Raw genomic sequence first — 22,797 nt, forward strand, 5'->3', positions numbered from 1 at the left:
GGCCTTTCGGCGGATTTCCAACTGTTTTTTTACTTAACCGGCATCTAATCCGAGGCAGATTCACGACTTTTGCGCGCCTGCGTGGCAAGAACGCAACGTTCGATCCCGGAAAGGTCACGGGCCGTCCAAACCGTTGAAAAACCGGCCTCCTCCAGAAGACCTTTCACGGCCGCGGCCTGGCCTGCGCCGACCTCCAGGGCCAACAGACCGGTCGCGCGCAGAACCGCCGCCGCCTTTGGGATCAGAGCCCGATAGGCATCCAATCCGTCGGCCCCGCCGTCGAGAGCCCGGGCCGGATCGTAGGCCGAAACCTCCGGTTCCAGGGTCTCGATATCGCCCGTCGGAATATAGGGCGGATTGCTGATGACGATGTCCCAGGGCTCACCGCTTTCCGCACTCGGCAGGGCGTCTTGCCAGGACCCCGCGACAAAGGCCGCCCGTCCGGCCAGCCCCAGGCGCCGCGCGTTCTCCGTTGCCACGGCAACCGCGCCGGGGGCAATGTCAATGCCCAGCCCGCTGGCCCGCGGCAGCTCGCTGATCAAGGCCAGAAGCAGACAGCCCGAACCACTGCCGAGATCGAGCAGGCGCATCGCTTCGTCGTATTGTGCCGCCCATTGCAGCACCGTTTCGACCAGTGTCTCGCTGTCCGGCCGCGGATCGAGAGTCTCCGCATCGAGCAAAAGCTCCAGGCTCCAGAACTCGCGCCGCCCGAGAATGCGGGAGATCGGCTCCCGCCGCAGCCGGCGCGCCACAGCCGCCTCCACCGTCGCCGCCTCGCTGTCGCTGAGGCGCCGCTCCGGACTGGCCAGTAGAAGCTCAGGCCCACCACCCAGCAGGCTGCAGACCAGCAGGCGGGCATCGCGGCGCGGCGCTTCGATCCCGGCATCGGCCAACCGCCTTGCCGCCTCCGCAACGGTTTGTTCGAGGGTCGGCGCTTGAGAAACCGTCACTGCAGTTCGGCCAGCTTGGCGGCCTGATCCGCCGCCGTCAGCGGGTCGATCAATTCGTCGAGTCCCTCGCCGGTCAGAACCCGCTCCAGCTTATAGAGCGTCAGGTTGATGCGGTGGTCCGTCACCCGGCCCTGGGGAAAGTTGTAGGTGCGGATGCGCTCGGAGCGGTCGCCGCTGCCGACCTGGCTGCGGCGGTCCGCGGCGCGCTCGGCATCCTGCTGCAGGCGCTGAACCTCGAACAGGCGGGCCCGCAAAACCTTCATCGCCTTGGCGCGGTTCTTGTGCTGCGACTTCTCATCCTGGCACTGCACCACCACGCCGGTCGGCAGATGGGTGATCCGCACCGCCGAATCCGTGGTGTTGACGTGCTGACCGCCCGCCCCCTGGGAGCGGTAGGTGTCGATCCGCAGGTCTTTTTCCTCGACGTGAACGTCGACCTCTTCGGCCTCCGGCAGCACGGCAACGGTGGCCGCCGAGGTATGGATTCTCCCGCCGGACTCGGTAACCGGTACGCGCTGCACGCGATGCGCGCCGGACTCGTATTTCAAATGGGCAAAGACGCCGCTGCCGGTGATGGAAGCGCTGGCTTCCTTGTAGCCGCCCAGCTCGTTCTCCGATGTATCGATCAATTCGAAGCGCCAGCCCTGCTGTTCGGCGTAGCGTTGATACATGCGCATCAGGTCGGCGGCAAAGAGCGCCGCCTCATCGCCACCCGTGCCTGCGCGGACCTCCAGAATAACGTTTCTTGCGTCGGCCTCGTCTTTGGGCAGCAGCAGAATCTTCAGGCGTTGCTCAAGCTCCGGCAGGCTTGCCTTCAGATCATGGAACTCCTGCTCGGCCATGGCCCGCATCTCGCTGTCGGATTCGGGATCGGCCATCAGCTCCGCCAGATCGCCCATTTCGTTCTGGGCATTGCGCAGAGCCTCGATCCCCTCGACCACCGGGGTCAGGTCCGAGAATTCCTTCAGCATCGCCGTGTGCTCGGCGGAACCCGGATTGTCGTGGGTCGCCACCAGGTTCTGCAGCTCGTCGTAACGGCTGAGCACGCGGTTCAGGCTTTCATCGAGATTCACGTCTCGTCCTCACTCATCTTCTTTTTTCGTTTCCGCTTTGCCGTCTTCCGGGCGCAGCGCAAACAGCTTGCGCAGGCTGGCTTCCATATCCTCACCGGATTTGAGGTCTTCCGCCGCGGTTTTGCGCAGCACCTCGGAGGGATCATGCAGCAGCTTGTTCACCAGCAGCCGGGTAGCCTCCTCGGCATCGTCGGCGCCGCCGTCAAGGACAGCCTTGCGTACCGCCTCGAAGTGACTGCGCAGCGCCACCAGGGAAGGCGTTGCCGTGCGCGCCGCCTGGGCACGGCAGAAACGCTCAAGCTCCTCTTCCAGCACCGCCCAGGCCATGGCGTTGGCCGCGGCGCGTCCGCCGGACTGGGTCTTGGCCAGGCGCTCCAGATCGTCGAGGTCATAAACAAATGCGCCTTCAAGGCCGGCGGCGGAGGGTTCGATATCCGAAGGCACGCCGGCATCGATCACAAGCATGGGGCGCCGGCGGCGCTGCCGCAGGGCGGCCTCGATCTGTTCGGCATCGAGGGAAAAGCGCCCGGAACTGGAATCGGAAATAACGATATCCGCTTCCGCGAGATGGTGGTCCAGGTCCTCCAAAGGCGCGAAGTTGCAGGCCAGCCGTCTGGCCGTCGCCTCGGCACGGGCGGTTGACCCGTGCATCACGAGCAGGCGCTCGACACCGGCAAGCCTGAAGTCGCTGCAAAGCATCTCGCCCATCTCACCAAGGCCAAGCCAAAGCAGGGTCAGCACATCGAAGCGGCCGTGCAGATCTTCGGCGACCTGCGTGGCCACCAGTGTCATGGATCCCGCCTGCTGGCCGATCGGCGTCTCACTGCGGATGCGCTTGGCGGCGCCAAAGGCCGCCTGCATCGCCGCATCAATGACCGGCCCCGATAAACCGGCAGAGACCGTCGAGCGGTAACAGAGCTTCACCTGGCCTAGAATCTGCGGTTCGCCGACGACGACGCTGTCGAGCGACGCCGCAACCGCGAAAAGATGGCGCAGAGCCTCCGCCCCCGTGAAGCAATAGCTCTTGCCGGCCAGGGCCGTCGGTTCGATCCGCGCAAAATCCGCAATCAACTGCAGCAGTTCGGCGGCAACGCTCTGGCCGGGGCGGGCAAGCACCGCGAACTCAAGACGCTCGCAGGTGGCAATGACCAGACCTTCGGCGCAATTTGCCCGACGCAGCGACTCCAGGAGGATCGCCTGATCCGGTTCCTCATCGAAGAAGCGCGCCCTCAGGCCGGCATCGAGACCACGGTGGTTGACGCCAACCAGGACCAGTCTCTGGAGGGCTTCCGGATTCAGCGCCTGAACATCGCCGTTGCTGTCGGACATCGCGGCGGCTTCGCTAAGCGAGGCGGGAGAGGCGCTCGACCAAAGAACTGAGGGAGACGAGCTCCTGCTCTCCCGAATCCAAATCACGCAGCGTCGCAGACTGCGACGCCAACTCCTCATCGCCCAGAAGCAGCGCCGCGCGCGCGTTCTGTTTGTTTGCCCGCTGCAGGCGTTTCTTCAGGTTGCCCGAGTAGCCCAGTTCGACGGTAAACCCGGCATGGCGCAGTTGCTGTGTCAGCGCCAGCGCCGTCACCGCCGCCGCCTCACCGACAGGAACAACAACGACGGGGCGCGGCGCCGGCTCCTTGCAGTCACTCAGCATGGCCAGACGCTCGATCCCCGCCGCCCAGCCGACGCCGGGGGTCTGCGGCCCGCCCATGGTCTTGATCAGGCCGTCATAGCGCCCGCCGGCCATGACCGCGCTCTGGGCGCCCAGTCGGTCGGTAGTGAACTCGAAAGCCGTATGACAGTAGTAGTCGAGACCGCGCACCAGCCGCGGATTGAGTTGATAGTTGATGCCGAGATTGTCGAGACCGGCCCGCACGGCCGCGAAGAAGTCCACGCTCTCCTGGTTCAGGTAGGCCTCGAAGAGCGGGGCACCGGCGACCAGCTTGCGGTCTCCCTCGTCCTTGGAATCGAGAATACGAAGCGGGTTCCTCTCCAGGCGGCTGCGGCTGTCTTCCGACAGGCTGTCGATGTGGCCGGAGAAATACTCGACCAGCGCCGCACGATAGGCAGCCCGGCTTGCCGGATCGCCCAGGGTATTCAGTTCCAGCACCACGGCGTCGCCGAGGCCGAGTTCTTCCAGAATGTGCGCGCCGCAGGCGATGACCTCGATGTCGGCCTGGGGCTGGGGCACGCCGATCAGTTCGACACCGATTTGGTGGAACTGCCGCTGGCGGCCCTTCTGCGGACGCTCATGGCGGAACATCGGCCCGGCATAAAAGGCCTTCACCGGAATCTGCTGGGCCAGGCCGCCGGAGATAAAGGCGCGCGCGACCCCGGCGGTGTTCTCGGGCCGCAGGGTGATGCTGTCGGTCTCCTCCGTCCGTCCACCGGCAATGAAGGTGTACATCTCCTTGGTGACGACGTCGGAGGTATCGCCCAGGGTGCGCTTGAAGACCTCGGTAAACTCGAAGATCGGTGTCGCCATCTCCTGAAACCCGTAGCGCAACGCAATCATGCGCGACGCCTCTACCACCGCGCGGTGGCGGCGCATGGCCTCGGGCAAAAGGTCGTGGGTACCCCTGACGGGCTGCAGGCTGCTCAAGATTTTCTCCGGAGGGGCTAAGAGGCCGCGGCGGCCGCTACCGTGTTTTCGTTGGCACCCTCGCCGGCTTCCTCTGCCGCCTTGGCCGCCTCGATCTCAGCCGCCTTGCGCTCCACCATCTCCACCAGGTGATCGACGATGTTGTCGTCCTTCAGGCGATGGTCGGGCAGTCCGTTGATGTAGACCTGATGGGTACCGCGGCCGCCACCGGTAAAGCCCACATCGGTCATCAGCGCTTCGCCGGGACCGTTCACCACGCAGCCGATGACCGAGACGGTGAGCGGTGTGGTGATGTGGGCCAGACGCTTTTCCAGAACCTCGACGGTCTTGATGACCTCGAACTGCTGGCGGGCGCAGGAGGGACAGGAGATCACATTGACGCCGCGGTGACGCAGGCCGAGAGACTTCAGGATGTCGAAGCCGACCTTGATTTCCTCCACCGGGTCGGCTGAGAGCGATACCCGGATGGTATCGCCGATCCCGGCCCAAAGCAGGTTGCCGATGCCGATCGACGACTTGATCGTGCCGCTCTGCAGGCCCCCGGCCTCGGTGACGCCGAGGTGCAGGGGATAGTCACAGGCCTCCGCCAGGGCGGTGTAGGCGGCGACCGCGAGAAATACGTCGGAGGCCTTGCAGGAAATCTTGAACTCGAAGAAGTCCTCGTCTTCCAGAATCCTCGCATGGTTCAACGCGGACTCGACCATCGCCTCGGGACAGGGCTCGCCGTACTTCTCCAGCAGCTCGCGCTCCAGAGAGCCGGCATTGACGCCGATGCGCATGGCACAGTTGTTGTCCCGCGCGGCTTTCACCACTTCGCGCACCCGCTCGCGCGACCCGATATTGCCGGGGTTGATGCGCAGACAGGCGGCACCGGCCTCGGCCGCTTCGATCCCGCGGCGGTAATGGAAATGGATGTCGGCAACGATGGGAACCGTCACCTCCGGCACGATCTTCTTCAACGCCGCAGTCGATTCCTCGTCGGGGCAGGAGATCCGCACGATATCGGCCCCGGCCACTTCCAGAGCGCGGACCTGGGCGATCGTCGCCTCCACATCGCTGGTCAGCGTATTGGTCATCGACTGCACGGTGATCGGCGCGTCGCCGCCCACCGGCACCGAGCCGACATGGATCTGGCGCGATTTGCGCCGGTAAATGTCCCGATAGGGCCTTACGCTCATGCGATCCTTCCTGCGGGCAGCGGGTTGCGAGAGACCCGCCGGAGACGGGGTCACGCCATCGCGCGCAAGATGCGCTGAAACCGCAGAAACTTCAAGGCTGGCCGGAAGGCCGGATCAGAGCGGGTGTGCTCTAGCGACCGCCGTCGCTCAAGAGTTGCTCGGGATCGAGGGGAACATTGCGGCGAACCGCCCCGACCGGGCCCAGCGGCGCCAGGGGCGTGCCGTCGATCGTGATTTCCAGACCGCCCGCATTGCCGGTCAGAAGGGTCAGATCCTCTTGATTCGGCACCCGGTAGCTGTCGCCGACGCGCAGCACCCGGGTAAGCAGCAGCGTTCCCTCGCGGTCGCGAACCTGGACCCAGGCATCCTGAGTGGCCTTCAAAACGATCCGGGCATCGGTATTGTCGCCGCCATAGACCTGCGGTTCCTGATTCAGAAGGAAACTGCTGGGCTGTCCGTTCGTCGGAGCGGCCGGAATGGCATAGGCGGTTTGGCCGGAACCGGCGGCCAAGGAGCTGTCGCCGGTCTCGCCCGACTGGGTGGCCTCCGACGCCGGCGCAGCGGCGAGCGGTGGCTCGGCTTGCTCGAAGGTCACCACCGGTGCCGGCTGCGGTGCTTCGTTGGCGGGCGCCGAGGAGGAGTCAGCCGTATTCGACGGTGTAACCGGCAGCGCTGCGGACTGTTGCGGGGCGTCTTCGGAAGCCAGCGGATCTGCGGCTGAGGGCGCCGTTTCCACGGCTTCGGGCGCCTCTGGCGCCGCCTGGCCGGCAGAGGCTTCGGCCGGCGCGGGCACTGACGCCTCGGCGGTAGCCGCTTCTGCCGGCTCGCTGGCCGTCGAAGCGGCAGCAGGCGCCGTCGGCGCGGTTTCAACGCTTGCTGTGGTGCTGTCGGTGGTCTCGGCAGATGCAGCGGCTTCTGTCTCGACCGTCGCCGGACTGCCGCTCGCCACCGCCGCTACGGCGGGCGCTTCCGCCGGCGGTTCTTCGGTCACCAGTTCCTGGAGCCGCTCGGGCACCGGCGAGACCAGATCGGAAATCGTCTCACCCTTGTTGGACAGATAGAACCAGACCCCGTAAGCGCCGGCAAAGAGCAGGGCCGCAACCAGGAACACCGCGCCGCCGGGCATCTTGCCCTCCGGCGCCGGGGTCGGAAAATGCAGCTTGGTCTGACCGTCCAGGCCCTGCACCTCGTTCTTGAAGCGCTCGACGATGGAATCGCCGTCCAGGCCGAGGAATTCGGCATACGTCCGAACAAAACCGACGGCATAAGTGGCGCCGGGCAAATTCTCGTAATTAGCGCGTTCGATGGCATCGAGATAGGAATAGCGAATGCAGAGCACCTGGGCGATCGAGCGCAGATCCTGGCCATACTGCTGGCGCGCCCGAATCAGGGTATCGGCGACCTTTTCGCCTTCCAGTGCCTGGGGGACGGCAATCTCCGGCGCGGGTTCGGAAACCACCTCGGAGATTTTGTCAGGATCGACGAGCTTCGGCTCGCTTTTCTTGGCTGTCTGGGCCACAGGTCCTCACCAGATTCTGCAATCGGGACTGTTTTTTGCCCTGCAGGTGCGGGCTAACGGGAGCCGTCCTCGAACGGTTGTTCCGCGAAAGCCAGATTGACCGGCACCACAATCCCGACAAGTTAACAATTTTCTCTTCGACACAGCAACGCGTTAGATGGGGATGTCCTGCTCGAGCGCATAGGACCTTAACTGTTCTCGGATACTGTGATCGGGTAAAGTTAATAAACGATTGATGTTAATCGTCAGCTCGTTGAGGTCGAGGCTGCGGACCATGGTCTTCACCGGTCCGACGAAGCCCGGCGCCATGGAAAGCCGCCGCACCCCGCAAGCCAGCAACGCCAGCGCTTCCAACGGCTGTCCCGCCATCTCGCCGCAGACCGTCAGGGGAACGCCATGGGCATCGCACTGGCGGGCAACATCGCGCACCAGCGTCAGCATTGCCGGTGAAAGCCCGTCGTAGCGCCGGGCCAGCCGCGGGTTGCCCCTGTCCGCCGCGAAGAGGAACTGCATCAGATCATTACTGCCGAGGGACAGGAAGTCGCAGCGCGGCAACAACTGCGGCAGTTGCAGAGCCAGCGCCGGCACCTCCAGCATGGCGCCGACCTTGATATCCGCCGGCAGCCGGTCTCCCAGGGCCTTCTCACGGTCAATCTCGCGCTGCAGCAGCGCTTTCGCGGCCTCGAACTCCGCCACTTCGCTGATCATCGGAAACTTGACGATAAGGTTGCGCCCCGCGGCCGCCCGCAACAGGGCACGAAGCTGCTGGCGCAACAGCGCGGGCCGGTCCAGGCCGATGCGCACCGCCCGCCAGCCCATCGCCGGGTTGTCTTCCTGGCCGCCGCGCCAGTAGGGCAGCAGCTTGTCGCCGCCGACGTCCAGGGTGCGGAAAGCAACCGGTTTGGAGCCGGCCTCATCGAGGATGCGGCTGTAGATATCCGCCTGGGTTTCCACACCGGGAAAGGAATCGCGGATCATGAAGGGTACCTCGGTCCGGTAGAGTCCGATCCCCTCCGCCCCGGCATCTTCCAGATGGGTCAGGTCGATCATCAGCCCCGCATTGATCAGCAGGGTGACCTCCTGGCCGTCGCGGGTAACCGACGGCAGATCGCGCACCGCCCGAAACGCCGCCTGCTGCCGTTCCTTGTGCGCAATGCTTTCCTTGAAGCCCGCGCGCACCGACTTGCTGGGCCGCAGCAGAACCTGCCCGGTTTCACCGTCGACGATAACACTCTCGCCGTCGCCGATCTGGGTCGTGATGCCGTCGCAGCGCCCGATCATCGGGATCTGCAGGGCGCGCGCGACGATGGCGACATGAGAGGTGGGGGCGCCCTGTTCCAGAACCACCGCCCGCAGACGCTTCTGGTCGTAATCGAGCAGCTCGGCGGGCCCCAGATCATGGGCGACCAGCACCATGTTCTCCGGCAGGTCGTCGCGGCGCTTTTCGTCGAGCCCCAGCAGATGATGCAGGAGGCGGTTGCCGAGGTCGTCAAGATCGGCGAGACGGGCCCGCAGATAGGGGTCCTTGATGGCCGCCATCCGCGCCCGGGTCTCGTTCTGGACTTTCTGCACCGAAGCCTCGGCCGTCAGGCCGCCGCGCACGGCATCATGCATGCGCCGCAGCCAGCCGCGGTCGTCAGCAAACATGCGGTAGGTTTCCAGCACCTCGCGGTGCTCGCCTTCGGGCGCCATATCCTGACGCGCCAGCATGGCGTCCAGGGCGCTGCGCATCTCGCCCATGGCGGCATCCAGGCGCTCACGGTCGGCCTCGGGGTTTTCGCTGACCACCTGGGAGATCACGATGCCGCGGTGATGCGGTACCGCGACACCGATGGCCAGCCCCTGGTTCAGCGCGATGCCGCTGAGCCGCGCCGGCATCGGGCCGTTGTCGTCGTCCTGCCCGCTGCCGGCGTGCTCCAGAAGACGATCACCGGACAGCAGTTCCGCCAGGACCATGGCGACGGTCTCTAGCGCCTCCACCTCCTCCTCGCCGTAGCTGCGTTGCGTGCGGTTCTGGACCACCAGAACCCCGAGCACCCGACCGCCGCGCATGATCGGTACCCCCATCAGGGAGTGATAGATCTCCTCGCCGGTTTCCGGACGGTAGGCGAAATTTGCGTGGCTTTGCGCATCAGCCAGGGCGACCGGCCGGGCCTGGGCGGCAATGAGACCGACAAGACCTTCGTTCACCTGCAGCTTGGTTTTATGCACCGCCGCCGGTTTGAGGCCCTTGGTCGCGAAGAGTTCGAGCGTCTCGCCGCTGCGCATGGCGTAAACCGAGCAGACCTCGGCAACGATATGCTGGGCGATCAGGTCGACGACCTTGTCCAGACGTTCCTGGCTGGAACCGCCGGCCTTCATCAGGTCGCGCAGCAGACGCAGGAGGCGGCGCGAGCCTGCCCAGCCGTGTTCCAAGTCAGAAGAGGCGGTCATATCCGAAGGCTCCGCCGCGCCAACAGTTGCTTTAGAGGAGTAATCGCATCGCCGCGCCGCAACTAGGCGGCATCCAAGCCGTAGGCGCTGTGCAGCCCGCGCAGCGCCAGTTCAGTATACTCCTCGGCGATCAGCACCGAGACCTTGATCTCCGAGGTGGAGATCACCTGGATATTGATGCCGCGGTCGGCCAGCGCCTTGAACATCTGCTGGGCGACACCGGCGTGACTGCGCATGCCGACGCCGATCACCGACACCTTCACGACATTGGGATCCGACAGCAGTTGGTCGAAGCCAAGTTCCCCCTGGCTGCGCTGCAAAACCTCCTCGGCCCGCTCCAAATCCGACTTGCTGACCGTAAAGGTGAGATCGGTGCGGTCGGTCTCCGCCGAGATGTTCTGAACGATCATGTCCACGTTGATCGCCGCATCGGCCAATGGGCCGAAGATTTTCGCGGCGACGCCCGGTTGATCCAGAACCCGCAGCAGGGTGATTTTGGCCTCGTCCCGGCTGTAGGCTATTCCGCTGACAACGGCTTGTTCCACGATCTCTTCCTCGTCGACGACTAGGGTACCAGGGTTGTCCGAAAAACTGGAGCGAACCTGGATACGGACATGGTGCTTCATGGCCATCTCGACCGAACGGGTCTGCAGCACCTTGGCCCCCTGAGAGGCCATCTCCAGCATTTCCTCGTAGGTGATCTTATCCAGCTTGCAGGCCTTCGCAACGATCCGCGGATCGGTGGTGTAGACGCCGTCCACATCGGTGTAGATGTCGCAGCGCTCCGCATTCAACGCCGCCGCCAGCGCCACCGCCGAGGTGTCGGAACCGCCACGGCCGAGCGTCGCAATCCGCCCCTGGGCGTCGACCCCCTGAAAACCGGCGACGACGGCGACCTGGCCTTCCGCAAAGCGGCGCTCCATCTCGTCCACCGCAATGCCCTCGATCCGGGCGCTGCCGTGCGCGTCATCGCAGCGGATCGGAATCTGCCAGCCGAGCCAGGAGCGGGCGGAAACCCCGAGGTCCTGAAGCACGATGGCCAGCAGGCCGGCGGTGACCTGTTCGCCGGAAGAGACGATCACGTCATATTCCCGCAGGTCGGCCAGAACCGCCGCGTCGCGGACCAGGTCGACCATGGAATTCGTGACCCCGGCCATGGCGGAGACCACCACGGCAACCTCGTTGCCCTGATCGGCCTCTGCCTTCACCCGGCGCGCGGCATTGCGGATCCGATCCAGATCGGCAACCGAAGTGCCCCCGAATTTCATCACAATGCGGGCCATAGCTGTCCCTGGTCTAAGGCGGTGATCTCAAGCGTGACGCCGATCTTGCGGCTGCAATCTCCCGGGCAGGGCATTGCCCAAAAGACGGCGGATATCCATACTCTTAGCGCCCCCTCGACGCAAGTCTGCGCGGGGTCAGGCAGGGCATTGAAAATCGGCAGGCATTCCCCTTTTTCCCGAATGGCCTAAATTCCCGATAGGGCCCGTTATCTGACAAGGAAACAGCATGAGCCAAGTCGCGCAGCACAAGGAAGGCACCGCCGCGGCCAGCGTCGATCCGGAGGAGATCGCCAAGTTTACCGCCATGGCGGAGGCCTGGTGGGACCCGGACGGCAAATTCCGCCCCCTGCATCGCTTCAACCCGGTGCGCCTGGAATACATTCGTGATCGCCTTTGCCGTCACTTCGGCCGCAACCCCAAGGAAGAACGGCCGCTGGCCGGGCTGCGCCTGCTGGACATCGGCTGCGGCGGCGGATTGTTGAGCGAACCCCTGGCGCGGTTGGGGGCCGAGATGACGGGCCTGGATGCGGCAGAGAAGAACATCCGTATCGCCGCTCTGCACGCCGCGGAATCGAAACTCGACATCGACTATCGCCATGCCACGGCCGAGGATCTGGCGGCGGCGGGGGATACTTTTGATGCCGTCCTCAATATGGAGGTGGTCGAACATGTCGCCGATGTGGACAGCTTCCTGGGCGCCTCGGCAGCCCTGGTACGCCCAGGCGGCGTCATGATCGTCGCCACCTTGAACCGTACCCCCAAGTCCTTCCTGCTGGCCATCGTCGGCGCGGAATACGTGCTGCGCTGGCTGCCGCGGGGGACCCACGAATGGCGCCGCTTCGTCCGCCCCTCGGAACTGAGCCAGGGCTTGCGGCGGGCCGGGCTGGAGATCGCCGAGATGACCGGCGTCGCTTTCAATCCGCTGACCGACCGCTGGCGGCTGGCGCCGCGCGACCTGGATGTGAACTACATGATTTTGGCTGAGAGGCCGGACTGAAGCGGGATCGGCCTAAGAATTCTCTCGCGGCAGCCAGGGAACCTTCTGGACGGAGACGCCCTCTTCCTCCAGGGCCTGAGCCTCTGCGTCAGAGGTCTCGCCATAGATGCCGCGGGTCTCGGCCTCGCCGTAGTGGATCTTCCGCGCCTCCTCGGCGAACTGCGGACCGACATAGTCGCAGTTCTGTTCCACGTGATTGCGAATTTCCTTAAGCATGCCGCGGATCTTCGCCGCTTTTTCCTTGTCGGCGACCGCAACCTGCCGCGCCTCGCCCTTGGCGACATTGGGCGCCATCAGCGCCTTTTCGACCTTCTTGGTGCCGCAGACCGGGCAAAGCACTTTGCCCGCGGCCACCTGCTCGGCATAGCTGGCGCTGTCGGGGAACCACGCCTCGAAGACATGATCCTTGCGGCATTTCAGGTCGAAGACAATCATGGTCCTTTAGCCTTAGCGAAAGAAGCCTCTTGAAACAAGGTGATAGTCAAAGCGGACAGGGTCCGCAGATCCGGACGAAAGGTCCCGAAAACAACGGCCAGCCGCCCGCGAAAGCAACCGCCCCCTCGCCCTGGATCGTGCGCTTTGCGCCGCTTGTCAGGTCTGGCGGCAGCGTCCTGGACCTGGCCTGCGGCTCCGGCCGCCACAGCCGGCTGTTTCTGGACCTCGGGCACCCGGTTCTGGCCGTCGACCGCGACGTCTCGCGCTTTAAAGGACCGGACCAGCAGGCGAATCTGGAGATCCTGGCCTGCGATCTGGAAACCGGCGGCGTTCCCGCCTTTCTGAACCGCCGTTTCGACGCCATCGTCGTCACAAACTATCTCTACCGGCCGCTCTTGCCGTCGATCGCCGCCGCGCTGGCGCCCGGCGCACTGCTGCTCTACGAAACCTTCGCCCGGGGAAACGAGAAATTCGGCCGACCAAGCAACCCCGATTTCCTGCTTGAGCCCGGCGAACTGCTGACGTGCTTCGGCGGCGGCCTGCGGGTGCTGGCCTACGAGGATCTGGAGGTCAGCGCGCCCAAACCCGCCGCCGTCCAGCGGATCTGCGCCCGCCGTGATTAACTCAAGTCGCGGCCTGCAGCAGGGGTTCCAGCTTGTTGCCCGCTTCCAGCGCATAGAGGTCGTCGCAGCCGCCGACGTGCCGGTCATTGATGAAGATCTGCGGCACCGAGGTGCGCCCGCCGCTCCGCTCCACCATCTCGGCTTTACGCCGCGGATTCAACATCACATCGATTTCCGTAAAGGCGGCGCCTTTCTTTTCGAGCAGCTTCTTGGCCCTGTAACAGAAAGGACAAAGCATGCTCGAATAGACTTCGATCTTCGTCATGATTAACGACCTACCCATAGAACTTCCAACTACCCCATCCGAGAAAGTGGGCCTCCGAGGGGCCGTTGTCCAGGGGCGCAGTCGTCCGAAGGGGCTGCTCGTCCAGGGGTTGCCGGTTCAATCGCGCAGAGCGCGGGCGAGAACCACGACGTCCACCGCCGCGGCCCCGCCCGAAAGAGCGGCCCGGGCGCAGGCCGAGACCGTCGCGCCGGTGGTCATGACGTCATCGACCAGCAGCAGCCGGCGGCCGCGCAGGGCATCGCGGCGCCCGGGGCGCACCGCAAAGGCGCCGGCAACGTTGCGGCGGCGGCGATCGGCGCTCAGCCGGCCCTGGCTGGGGGTCGCCCGGCGGCGCACCAGCAGGTCGGGCAGTCCGGGCAGTCCGCTGCGCTTTGCCAGCGCCTCGGACAACAGGGCCGCCTGATTGTAGCGGCGCAGAAAAAGCCGCCGCCAATGCAGCGGCACCGGGGCAATGAGGTCGCAGTCCGCAATCAAGTCGGCTGCCACCCGTTCCATCCAGAGCGCAAAGGTTCCGGAGGCCTCGGTGCGGTCGGCGTGTTTGAAGCCCAGAACCAGCCGGCGGCTCGCGTCGTCATAGCGCAATACCGCGCGCGCCCGCTGAAAAGGCGGATCGTTGCGCAGGCAGGCACCGCAGCTCAAACCACCCTCGGCGCCGTGGTGCGGATCATGGCCGGGATCGTGATCAAAAGGCAGGCCGCAACGGCTGCAATAAGGTTCACTGACGAAGCTCATGGCCGCCCAACAGGCAACACAGAGCGCCGCTTGCTGGTCGATCAGGAGACCACAGGAAAGACAGCGGGGCGGCAGGATAAGGTCAACGGCGCCCCGCCAGGCGGCAACCGCCGTCCCCGATACGGTGCGCCGCAGTGCGCCCTTGGGTGCCATGTTCTTTTCCATTCCCGACAAATCTGATGGAGCGTTTGGCGCGGGTCAATCGGTCAAAGACTTTACCTGCCTTGAGCCGCTGTTGATGTGGGTTCTCGCCTTGGGCTTTCCCGGAGCGGCGGCGGAAGCCATATTGATGGACATGAGTGAGTCGCCTGAAATCTTCGACCGGCAGGGCCTGCGGCTGCACCGCGACCGGGCGGCGGCTGGTATCGCCGGCCATGACTTTCTGATCCGCGAAGTGGGCGAACGTCTGCTCGAGCGGCTGGAGGACATCAGGCGGACTTTCCCCCTCGCCCTCGACCTCGGCTGTCACAACGGCATCGCCGCTGAAATCCTGCGCAAACGGCACAACGGCCGACTGGAAAAGCTGCTCCAAGCCGACCTCTCGCCGGCCATGGCCAGGCTGGCCGCGGGCAACGGCAACGCTGCCCTGGTTTGCGACGAAGAAGCCCTTCCCTTCGCCACCGCGTCCCTCGACCTCGTGGTCTCCGTCCTCAGCCTGCATTGGGTCAACGATCTGTCCGGCTGCCTTCTGCAGATCGGTCAGGCACTGAAGCCGGACGGCCTGTTTCTGGCCGCCATGATCGGCGGCAACAGCCTGCCAGAGCTGCGCGAATCCTTGATGCAGGCGGAGATCGAGATCGAGGACGGGGTCAGCCCGCGGGTTTCGCCCTTTGCCGACCTGCGCGACATGGGCGGCCTGCTTCAGCGCGCCGGTTTTGCCCTGCCGGTTACAGATATCGACAGCATCACGGTCACCTACCCCTCCGCCCTTGCCTTGATGCAGGACCTCAGGGGCATGGGGGAAACCAATCTGGACCGCAACCGCCGGCGCAGCGTGACACGCCGTCAAACCCTGCTGCGCGCCGCGGCGATCTATGCCGAGCGTTACGGCGACGGCGAGGGCCGCATCCCGGCACGGTTCGAGATCATCTACCTGACGGGCTGGCGGCCTGATGCCTCGCAGCCACAGCCATTGCGTCCCGGCAGCGCCGCTGCACGCTTGGCCGAAGCGCTCGACAGTAAGGAGATCGCAAGCGGAGATACCGCTCTACCGGTAGGTAGAACGGCTGGACGCCCTGAGCCTTCATAACCTGGAAGCCGCTAGCGTTGTGCTGCTTTCGGGTTTTCGCCGTGCGAAATCCCCGCATGTCCATCCTCCGTGGCGGCGGCACGGAAATAATTGAGGATAAAGACACGCACACCGGCCGTCAGTCCGGATTGAGTCCGTTCACGATCGATCTGCGCACAGAGATCATGAACCGTCCTGGACTCACGGGTACAGATTTCGTTGAGCGCATCCCACATTTCCGGTTCCAACCGGATGCTCGTACGTCTGTCCGAAAGCGTGATGTTACGACTGATAAGAGTAGACACAAGCCTCCGAGGGAATATCTCTAATCAATAATCCGGAACTAATTTACCGGTCGATCTTAACGTCCGACAACCACCAGTAGCAAGCTTTCAAGAGACCTACCCGGGAATGTCGTAGAGATCGACCTTGGTCAACGAAATTCCTCGGGCTTCGGCGGCTGAGGGCACGCTCAGGCCGCGACCCGTAGGTGAACAAACTAAAGAAGATCGCGCAATACGGCGATCAGCGGTGCATCAGCCGCCGGCATTTCATAGTCACCGAGGCGCGGCGGTTTCACCCAGGCGAGCGCCTGGCCTTCGCGCGCCTGCACCGTACCGCGCCAGGTCCGGCAAACGTACAACGGCATCAGCAGATGAAACGACTCGTAGGCATGCGAAGCAAACGCTATGGGCGCAAGGCAGCTTTGCCGCGTGTCGATGCCCAGTTCTTCCTGCAGTTCCCGGACCAGCGCGGCTTCCGGTGTTTCGCCCGCATCGACCTTGCCGCCCGGAAACTCCCAGAGCCCTGCCATGGAACGGCCCTCGGGGCGCTGGGCTAGGAGAACCCGGCCGTCTGCGTCGACCAAAGCCGCCGCCGCAACCAGCAACATGGGTTGCGCTTCGCCCTGCCGTTCGTCGGCGCTCCAGCAGCCGGCGCTGTCCGGTTGCCCAGGACCGTCTGGTTGCCCAGAGTCATCTGGTTGCGATGCGTTACCCGGCGTATCCGGCAAGCCGTCAGCTCCGATAGTCGGCATTGATCGAGATGTATCCATGGGTCAGATCACAGGTCCAGACCGTCGCCTTGCCGCGGCCGACGCCGACATCCACCTCGATTTCAATGTCTGCGCCCTTCATGTGTGCGGCGACCGGCGCCTCATCGTACCCCGGAACCACCTCACCGGCAGCCGCAACGGCGACACCGCCGATCCGGATCGCAAGGCGGTCGCGGTCGGCCCGCTCGCCGGACTTGCCGACTGCCATGACAATGCGCCCCCAATTCGCGTCTTCGCCGGCGATGGCCGTCTTCACGAGCGGCGAGTTACCGATCGCCAGACCGATGCGCCGCGCCGCCACCCGCGACGCAGCGCCGCTGACCGTTATGGTGACAAACTTGCCGGCACCCTCACCGTCACGTACCACCTGCTGCGCCAGATCGCGGAGAAGGGATTCCAGATCGGCCCTGAAGCGTTCAAGGCGACGGTCTCCGGCAGAAGTAATCCGCGGATGCTTCGCCTTGCCGCTCGCGGCCAGCAGCAGCGTATCGCTGGTCGAGGTATCGCCGTCGACGGTGATGCTGTTGAAACTCTGATCGGCGCCCCTTTTCAAAAGCGCCTGCAGAACCGGGGCGGGAAGCTTGGCATCGGTGGTGACGAAGGCCAGCATGGTCGCCATGTCCGGGGCGATCATGCCCGAGCCTTTCGAGATACCGCAGAGGGTGACCGGCTTGCCGTCGATCTCGCTGAGACGAGAGGCCCCCTTCGGAAAAGTATCGGTGGTCATGATCGCTTCCGCCGCGGCCTTCCAGGCATCGGGCTTCAGACCGGACGTCAGTTTCGCCAGCTCGCCGACCACCAGTCCGTCGGGCAGGGATTCGCCGATAACGCCGGTCGAGGCAACCAGTACCTCGCCACGCCTACAGCCGAGCCGCTTGGCGGTGGCGGCGACGATGCGATCGACCGAGGCGGTTCCGGCCTTGCCGGTGAAAGCATTGGCATTGCCGGAATTCACGACGATGGCGCGCAGGCGTCCGCGGGGAAGCTGCGCCCTGCACCACTCGATCGGCGCTGAGGCGGTCTTGGAGCGGGTGAGAACCCCGGCAACGGTGCTGCCGGGCTCGAAGGCGATCATGCAGAGATCGGTCCGGCCCTTGTATTTGATACCGCAAGCCGCCGTGGCCAGGGTGACACCGGTCACCGCAGGCATCGACGGAAAGCGCCGCGGCGCCAAGGGAGATCTCTTCAAAGCCACGACGCGGCCTCCACAGACATACCCTGCACTGCGTGCTGTCTTTAGTTGCTGGTTTCGGGGGCCGCTTCGGGAGTCCCTTCCGGGGCCGTTTCAGGAGCGGCTTCCGGGGCTGCTTCTTCCGCCGGCTCCGGCCCGCCGAGCAGAACCTCGACCTCGGCGCGCTCCCGCAGTTCGGCGTAGAGTTCCTCGACAACCTCCTGGGAAATCTGCTCACGGAGCTGTCCGTCCAAGGCCTCGATGCTCGGCGGTTCGCTCATGCGGCTTTCTTCAAGCTTGATGATGTGAAAGCCAAACTGCGTTTGCACGGGTTCGGCCGAATGGCTGCCGACCTCCATGGCAAAGGCGGCATCGGAAAACTCCGGCACCATCTCGCCGGCCGAAAACGGCGGCAATTGACCACCGTTGGTCTTGCTGGGACCGGTGGAGTGTTCTTCGGCCAGCGCGGCAAAGTCGGCGCCGCCGTCCAGATCGACGATCAGCGCTTTGGCCGCGTCCTCGGTCTCCACCAGAATATGGCGGGCCACGAGTTGAGGCTGCGGCGGATTCTCCGCGAGATAAGCCTCGTAGGCCTCTCCCAGCCGCGCCTCGGTAACCCTTGCATCGATGGTGCGCTGGATATAGGTCTGCCGGATAATAATGCCTTCGATCTCCGCCACGCGCGCCTGCACTTCGGCATCCTCGGCCAGATCGGCCTTGCGGCCGGCATCGGTCACCAGGGCGTTGTTCACCAACTGCTGAACCAGCTGCGGCATCAGAAAGGCCGCCTGTCCCTGCAACTGCGGCGGCAGGGTCTGAATGAAGGCGATGAGGTCCGACTGGCGGATTTCGTCACCGTTGACGCGGGCAATGACGGCGTTCTCTTCCGGCGCCTCGGCGGCGGGATCCGCTGCACTGTCCTGGGCGAGAACGGGTTGGGAGGCCAGCATCGCGCCGCTGAAAAGCAGGGCGGCGGCCAGGGGTTTTCTGAACATCTGGGGAAATCTCCTTAAGCAGCCGCTGGGCCGGGATCGGCGCGGGAATGCGGCAGAATGTATGTTGTCTTCCGGTGCTTGTCGCTTTTGCGCAGGGTCGCCGACGTCGGGGATCATTGATCGCTACTCTCGCCGCCGGCGCCCGAGGCCGTATCTTCGGGAAACATTTCCAAAGAGGCACGCTGACGCAGACTGCCGACCAGACGGCCCATGGCCTCGCGGGTGAGTTCTTCACGCAACTGGTCACGCATATCGAGAAAAGAGGGAACGTCATCGTCGCGGCGGTCGACCAGAAGGATGACATGCCAGCCGAACCCGGTCTCCACCGGCTCGGCCGTGTAGCTTCCCGGCTCCAGCGCGTTCAAGGCTTCGGCAAAATCCGGGTCCATGCGGCGGGAGAAGAAGTAGCCGAGATCGCCGCCGCGCTCCGCCGAGGGACCGATGGAGCGCTCCCGCGCCAAGGTCGGGAAAACCTCGCCGGCATCCAGCTCTGCGATGACCGCTTCAGCCTCCTCCTCGGTCTCGACGATGATGTGGCGGGCGCGCACCTCAAGATTGGCGCGTCTGAGCGCAACCATTGCGTCGTAGCGGGCCCGAACCGCGGCCGTCGTCACGTTTTCGGCGACATAGCGCTCCAGAAAGACGTTGGACAGCAGCCGGTCTTCCAATTCGACACGGCGGCGGCGCACCTCCTCGTCCTCGCTCAAGCCCTGCTCCCGGGCCGCTTCGGCCAGCAGGCGGACATCGACGAGGCGGTCCAGCAGGGCCGGAAACACCGATTCCAACTGTTCCTGGTAGCGTTCCGGCAGATCCTGGGCCGAGGCCATCACCGCGGCCCAGCGGATTTCATGACCGTTGACGCGGGCCACGACCGGATTCTGAAGCGCCATCTGTTCCATGGCATCGCCGAGACGCGCAACCTCGGCCTTGTCCTCTGCCGCATCCGCGCCCTCTGCGTCCAGCGCCGACTTGGGCAGCGGCAGAAGCAGATCCTCACCGCTCTCCTGGGCCGCCAACGGCGCCGCCGTGAACAGCAGGAACACACCAAAAACGGCAGATATCCGTCGAAAAATCGCCTGCAAGGCGGGCAGACTGGCCACTGCTGCTCTACCTCTCCTGAAGTCCGCGTCCCCAAGGCTCACCGCTACGCATCATGCATGCCGAGGGCCATATCACAAGGGGCGAGAAGGCCCCAGCCGCCATCGTTGACAGCCTGAAGCCAGGGCCCTATGTGTCACTGCACGGATATTCCGGCCCCGGCCCTTTCTTTGCTCTAAGGATTTAACATGTTCGGCGCGCTCGCCAAGCGGCTGTTTGGAACCGCTAATGACCGGTTCCTGAAAGGCCTCCATTCAACTGTTACGGCGATCAATGCCCTGGAGCCCAAACTTCAGGAGCTGAGCGACGACGACCTGAAGGGGCAGACCGAGGCTCTGAAAAAGCGGCTCGCCGCCGGCGAGACCCTCGACGACATCCTGCCGGAAGCCTTTGCGACGGTGCGAGAGGCCGCCAAGCGCACCTTGGGCCAGCGGCACTATGATGTGCAGCTGATCGGCGGCCTGGTGCTGCACCAGGGCATGATCTCGGAAATGAAGACCGGCGAGGGCAAGACCCTGGTCGCCACCCTGGCAGTCTATCTGAATGCCCTCGGCGGCAAGGGCGTGCACGTGGTCACGGTGAACGACTATCTGGCCAGCCGCGATGCCGCGTGGATGGGCCAGGTCTATCGCTTTCTCGGACTGGAAGTCGGCTGCATCGTCCACGGCCTGACCGAGGAAGAGCGCCGCGCCGCCTACGCCGCAGACGTAACCTACGGCACCAACAACGAGTTCGGCTTCGACTACCTGCGCGACAACATGAAGTTCAGCCTGGAAGAAATGGTCCAGCGCGACTTCAATTTCGCCATCGTCGACGAGGTTGATTCCATCCTGATCGACGAAGCGCGCACGCCGCTGATCATCTCCGGTCCGGCGGAGGACTCCTCGGAATCCTACGTCGCCGTCAACAAGCTGATCCCGTCTCTGGTCGAGGAAGACTACGAAAAGGACGAAAAGGCCCGCACGGTCACCTTTACCGAGACCGGCGCGGAGCACATGGAAGAACTGCTGCGCGAAGCCGGCCTGATTGAAGAGGGCAGCCTCTTCGATATCCAGAATGTCAGCCTGCTGCATCATGCAAACCAGGGACTGCGGGCGCACAAGCTGTTCCAGCGCGACACCGATTACATCGTGAAGGATGACAAGGTCGTCATCATCGACGAATTCACCGGCCGTATGATGGAGGGCCGGCGCTATTCGGAAGGTCTGCACCAAGCCCTGGAGGCCAAGGAAGGCGTCTCGATCCAGCAGGAAAACCAGACCCTCGCCTCGATCACCTTCCAAAACTATTTCAGGCTCTATCCGAAACTGGCCGGCATGACCGGTACGGCCATGACCGAGGCGACCGAGTTCCAGGAAACCTACAGCCTGGAAGTCATCGAAATTCCGACCAATGTCACCGTGATCCGTGAAGACTTCGACGACGAGGTTTATCGGACGGCCGACGAAAAGCATCAGGCGATCCTGGAGCAGATCCGCGACTGCCAGGGGCGCAACCAGCCGATCCTCGTCGGCACGGTTTCGATCGAGAAGTCCGAGCTGCTCGCCGGCCTGCTGGCCAAAGAAAAGATCAAGCACCAGGTGCTGAACGCCCGCTTCCACGAACAGGAAGCCTTCATCATCGCCCAGGCAGGCGTGCCCGGCGCCGTTACCATCGCTACCAACATGGCGGGCCGCGGCACCGACATCCAGCTCGGCGGCAATCTGGAGATGCGCATCAGCCAGGAGGCCGCTGCCATCGAAGACGAAGCCGCCCGCGCAAGAAAGATCGAGAAGATCGAGGCGGAGATTGCCGAGGCCAAGAAGGTGGCGCTCGAAGCCGGCGGGCTCTACGTGATTTCCAGCGAGCGCCACGAAAGCCGGCGCATCGACAACCAGTTGCGCGGCCGTTCGGGCCGCCAGGGCGACCCCGGCGCCTCCAAGTTCTTCCTTTCCCTGGAAGACGACCTGATGCGCATCTTCGGTTCGGAGCGTATGGACTCCATGCTCCAGAAGCTCGGCCTGCAGGAAGGCGAGGCCATTGTCCATCCCTGGGTCAACAAGGCACTGGAAAAGGCGCAGCAAAAGGTCGAAGCGCGCCACTTCGAAGGCCGCAAGTACATCCTGAAGTACGACGACGTGATGAACGACCAGCGCAAGGTCGTCTTCGAGCAGCGCAAGGACCTGATGCGCGCCGAAGACGTGCGCGAAACCGTGGCCGAGATGCGCGAGGAAGTCATCGAATCGATGGTCGAGCGCTGCATTCCGGCCAATGCCTATTCCGAACAGTGGCAGATCGACAGCCTGCACGAGGAGGCGCTGCGGCTCTTCGGCCTCGATCTGCCGGTTCACGACTGGGCGAAGGAAGAGGGCATTGCCGACCAGGAGATCCGCGAACGCATCACCGGCGGCGTCAATCAGAAGATGGCCGCCAAGTCGGCGAACTTCGGACCGGAGATGATGCGTGGCCTGGAAAAACAGATCCTGCTGCTGGTCCTCGATCGTCAGTGGAAAGACCATCTGCTTTCTCTCGACCACCTGCGCCAGGGCGTTCAGCTCCGCGCCTACGGCCAGCGCGACCCGCTGATCGAATACAAGCGCGAGGCTTTCGATCTCTTCGAAAACATGCTGTCGGAAGTGCGCGAAGAGACCATCAGCCTGCTCAGCCGCGTCGAACTGCGCCCCTCGATGGAAGAGGTCGTGGTGCCGCGTCCGCAGCAGGAAATGCATGAAGGCCGCCAGGACGTCGCCCTGGCAGGCGCAGGTGCCGGCGCCGACGGTGCGCCGCCCGAAGCCGCGCCGCCACCGCGCCAGCAACCCGTCTCAAGCCGCGCCGCCGCTGCGGAAATCGATCCCAACGACCCCACCACCTGGGGCAAGACGCCGCGCAACGCGCTCTGCCCCTGCGGTTCCGGCAAAAAGTATAAGCACTGCCACGGCAAGCTGGGCTGAGCCGATTTGTCGTCATGCTCGGACTTGTTCCGAGCATCCATCGACATGGCAAGCTGCGACCTGCACTGGATCGGATCATGTTTTGCGGAACCACTTTGTGGTTGCGCCAAAACATTTGAATCCGATCGCATCAAACAGTTAGAGCAGATTCACCGGGTTGGATCGATCGCTGACGCGATTCCATCAAACCCGGATCTGCACTGGGGAAATCAC

General features: G+C 64.3%; 20 protein-coding genes. 4 read left to right on the forward strand and 16 right to left on the reverse strand.

Going from position 1 to position 22,797, the window contains the following annotated elements; all coding sequences use genetic code 11:
- Positions 1 to 44: 44 nt before the first annotated feature.
- From prmC to ACP146_RS21190, 8 genes are all read right to left on the reverse strand, one after another.
- Positions 45 to 950: a peptide chain release factor N(5)-glutamine methyltransferase gene (prmC, locus tag ACP146_RS21155; RefSeq protein ID WP_422368735.1), complete on the reverse strand. Its 906-nt coding sequence runs from the start codon at positions 948 to 950 to the stop codon at positions 45 to 47.
- Positions 947 to 2,023, reverse strand: coding sequence for a peptide chain release factor 1 (gene prfA, locus ACP146_RS21160; protein WP_422368736.1), 1,077 nt, complete (start codon positions 2,021 to 2,023; stop codon positions 947 to 949). The genes prmC and prfA overlap by 4 nt, the downstream gene beginning before the upstream one ends.
- Before the next feature lie 9 nt (positions 2,024 to 2,032).
- On the reverse strand, positions 2,033 to 3,352 hold the full coding sequence (gene hemA, locus ACP146_RS21165) for a glutamyl-tRNA reductase (protein WP_422368737.1): 1,320 nt from the start codon (positions 3,350 to 3,352) through the stop codon (positions 2,033 to 2,035).
- Between the two features lie 13 nt (positions 3,353 to 3,365).
- A complete protein-coding gene (gene hisS, locus ACP146_RS21170; protein WP_422368738.1) occupies positions 3,366 to 4,622 on the reverse strand; it encodes a histidine--tRNA ligase in 1,257 nt (418 codons plus the stop codon).
- 17 nt (positions 4,623 to 4,639) lie between these two features.
- On the reverse strand, positions 4,640 to 5,800 hold the full coding sequence (ispG, locus tag ACP146_RS21175) for a flavodoxin-dependent (E)-4-hydroxy-3-methylbut-2-enyl-diphosphate synthase (RefSeq protein WP_422368739.1): 1,161 nt from the start codon (positions 5,798 to 5,800) through the stop codon (positions 4,640 to 4,642).
- Positions 5,801 to 5,930: 130 nt separating this feature from the next.
- Positions 5,931 to 7,319 carry a RodZ domain-containing protein gene (locus ACP146_RS21180; RefSeq protein ID WP_422368740.1) on the reverse strand — a complete coding sequence of 463 codons (1,389 nt, stop codon included), beginning with the start codon at positions 7,317 to 7,319 and terminating at the stop codon, positions 5,931 to 5,933.
- A 153-nt stretch (positions 7,320 to 7,472) separates the two neighbouring features.
- Positions 7,473 to 9,752 carry a phosphoenolpyruvate--protein phosphotransferase gene (gene ptsP / locus ACP146_RS21185; RefSeq protein ID WP_422368741.1) on the reverse strand — a complete coding sequence of 760 codons (2,280 nt, stop codon included), beginning with the start codon at positions 9,750 to 9,752 and terminating at the stop codon, positions 7,473 to 7,475.
- A gap of 62 nt (positions 9,753 to 9,814) precedes the next feature.
- Positions 9,815 to 11,035: an aspartate kinase gene (locus ACP146_RS21190; RefSeq protein WP_422368742.1), complete on the reverse strand. Its 1,221-nt coding sequence runs from the start codon at positions 11,033 to 11,035 to the stop codon at positions 9,815 to 9,817.
- Positions 11,036 to 11,261: 226 nt separating this feature from the next.
- Here ACP146_RS21190 and ubiG point away from each other — a divergent pair, with 226 nt between their 5' ends.
- Entirely contained in the window at positions 11,262 to 12,032 is a 771-nt protein-coding gene (ubiG, locus tag ACP146_RS21195) for a bifunctional 2-polyprenyl-6-hydroxyphenol methylase/3-demethylubiquinol 3-O-methyltransferase UbiG (RefSeq protein WP_422368743.1), read from the forward strand.
- A 12-nt stretch (positions 12,033 to 12,044) separates the two neighbouring features.
- Here the strand turns inward: ubiG and ACP146_RS21200 are convergent, their stop codons facing one another.
- Positions 12,045 to 12,467, reverse strand: coding sequence for a DUF1178 family protein (locus tag ACP146_RS21200; RefSeq protein WP_422368744.1), 423 nt, complete (start codon positions 12,465 to 12,467; stop codon positions 12,045 to 12,047).
- A 29-nt stretch (positions 12,468 to 12,496) separates the two neighbouring features.
- Here ACP146_RS21200 and ACP146_RS21205 point away from each other — a divergent pair, with 29 nt between their 5' ends.
- Entirely contained in the window at positions 12,497 to 13,090 is a 594-nt protein-coding gene (locus ACP146_RS21205; protein WP_422368745.1) for a class I SAM-dependent methyltransferase, read from the forward strand.
- Position 13,091: 1 nt separating this feature from the next.
- Here ACP146_RS21205 and grxC read toward each other — a convergent pair whose 3' ends face one another.
- A complete protein-coding gene (grxC, locus tag ACP146_RS21210) occupies positions 13,092 to 13,355 on the reverse strand; it encodes a glutaredoxin 3 (protein ID WP_422368746.1) in 264 nt (87 codons plus the stop codon).
- A 117-nt stretch (positions 13,356 to 13,472) separates the two neighbouring features.
- Positions 13,473 to 14,261 carry a double zinc ribbon domain-containing protein gene (locus tag ACP146_RS21215; RefSeq protein WP_422368747.1) on the reverse strand — a complete coding sequence of 263 codons (789 nt, stop codon included), beginning with the start codon at positions 14,259 to 14,261 and terminating at the stop codon, positions 13,473 to 13,475.
- A gap of 136 nt (positions 14,262 to 14,397) precedes the next feature.
- Between ACP146_RS21215 and ACP146_RS21220 the strand changes: the two genes are divergently transcribed.
- Positions 14,398 to 15,357, forward strand: coding sequence for a methyltransferase domain-containing protein (locus tag ACP146_RS21220; protein WP_422368748.1), 960 nt, complete (start codon positions 14,398 to 14,400; stop codon positions 15,355 to 15,357).
- A gap of 11 nt (positions 15,358 to 15,368) precedes the next feature.
- On the opposite strand, the gene ACP146_RS21225 is transcribed toward ACP146_RS21220, so the two are convergent.
- The 5 genes from ACP146_RS21225 to ACP146_RS21245 all read right to left on the reverse strand — a co-directional run bounded on the left by ACP146_RS21225 (position 15,369) and on the right by ACP146_RS21245 (position 19,656).
- Positions 15,369 to 15,641: a ribbon-helix-helix domain-containing protein gene (locus ACP146_RS21225; protein WP_422368749.1), complete on the reverse strand. Its 273-nt coding sequence runs from the start codon at positions 15,639 to 15,641 to the stop codon at positions 15,369 to 15,371.
- Between the two features lie 194 nt (positions 15,642 to 15,835).
- Entirely contained in the window at positions 15,836 to 16,228 is a 393-nt protein-coding gene (gene mutT, locus ACP146_RS21230; protein ID WP_422368750.1) for an 8-oxo-dGTP diphosphatase MutT, read from the reverse strand.
- A 124-nt stretch (positions 16,229 to 16,352) separates the two neighbouring features.
- Positions 16,353 to 17,585: a bifunctional glutamate N-acetyltransferase/amino-acid acetyltransferase ArgJ gene (gene argJ, locus ACP146_RS21235; RefSeq protein WP_422368751.1), complete on the reverse strand. Its 1,233-nt coding sequence runs from the start codon at positions 17,583 to 17,585 to the stop codon at positions 16,353 to 16,355.
- Between the two features lie 41 nt (positions 17,586 to 17,626).
- Entirely contained in the window at positions 17,627 to 18,556 is a 930-nt protein-coding gene (locus tag ACP146_RS21240; protein ID WP_422368752.1) for a peptidylprolyl isomerase, read from the reverse strand.
- A 113-nt stretch (positions 18,557 to 18,669) separates the two neighbouring features.
- A complete protein-coding gene (locus ACP146_RS21245; RefSeq protein ID WP_422368753.1) occupies positions 18,670 to 19,656 on the reverse strand; it encodes a peptidylprolyl isomerase in 987 nt (328 codons plus the stop codon).
- Between the two features lie 186 nt (positions 19,657 to 19,842).
- Between ACP146_RS21245 and secA the strand changes: the two genes are divergently transcribed.
- On the forward strand, positions 19,843 to 22,584 hold the full coding sequence (gene secA, locus ACP146_RS21250) for a preprotein translocase subunit SecA (protein WP_422368754.1): 2,742 nt from the start codon (positions 19,843 to 19,845) through the stop codon (positions 22,582 to 22,584).
- Positions 22,585 to 22,797 lie beyond the last annotated feature (213 nt).

Source organism: Pelagibius sp., assembly GCF_965249265.1.
Lineage (GTDB): Bacteria > Pseudomonadota > Alphaproteobacteria > Kiloniellales > Kiloniellaceae > Pelagibius.

Bases quoted from the DNA above. Each gene is read 5' to 3' on its own strand.
- ACP146_RS21240 (WP_422368752.1), bottom strand. From the start codon at position 18,556: ATGTTCAGAAAACCCCTGGCCGCCGCCCTGCTTTTCAGCGGCGCGATG.
- ptsP (WP_422368741.1), bottom strand. From the start codon at position 9,752: ATGACCGCCTCTTCTGACTTGGAACACGGCTGGGCAGGCTCGCGCCGC.
- ispG (WP_422368739.1), bottom strand. From the start codon at position 5,800: ATGAGCGTAAGGCCCTATCGGGACATTTACCGGCGCAAATCGCGCCAG.
- mutT (WP_422368750.1), bottom strand. From the start codon at position 16,228: ATGTTGCTGGTTGCGGCGGCGGCTTTGGTCGACGCAGACGGCCGGGTT.
- hemA (WP_422368737.1), bottom strand. From the start codon at position 3,352: ATGTCCGACAGCAACGGCGATGTTCAGGCGCTGAATCCGGAAGCCCTC.
- ACP146_RS21215 (WP_422368747.1), bottom strand. From the start codon at position 14,261: ATGGCACCCAAGGGCGCACTGCGGCGCACCGTATCGGGGACGGCGGTT.
- ubiG (WP_422368743.1), top strand. From the start codon at position 11,262: ATGAGCCAAGTCGCGCAGCACAAGGAAGGCACCGCCGCGGCCAGCGTC.
- secA (WP_422368754.1), top strand. From the start codon at position 19,843: ATGTTCGGCGCGCTCGCCAAGCGGCTGTTTGGAACCGCTAATGACCGG.
- ACP146_RS21190 (WP_422368742.1), bottom strand. From the start codon at position 11,035: ATGGCCCGCATTGTGATGAAATTCGGGGGCACTTCGGTTGCCGATCTG.
- ACP146_RS21220 (WP_422368748.1), top strand. From the start codon at position 14,398: ATGGACATGAGTGAGTCGCCTGAAATCTTCGACCGGCAGGGCCTGCGG.
- grxC (WP_422368746.1), bottom strand. From the start codon at position 13,355: ATGACGAAGATCGAAGTCTATTCGAGCATGCTTTGTCCTTTCTGTTAC.
- ACP146_RS21200 (WP_422368744.1), bottom strand. From the start codon at position 12,467: ATGATTGTCTTCGACCTGAAATGCCGCAAGGATCATGTCTTCGAGGCG.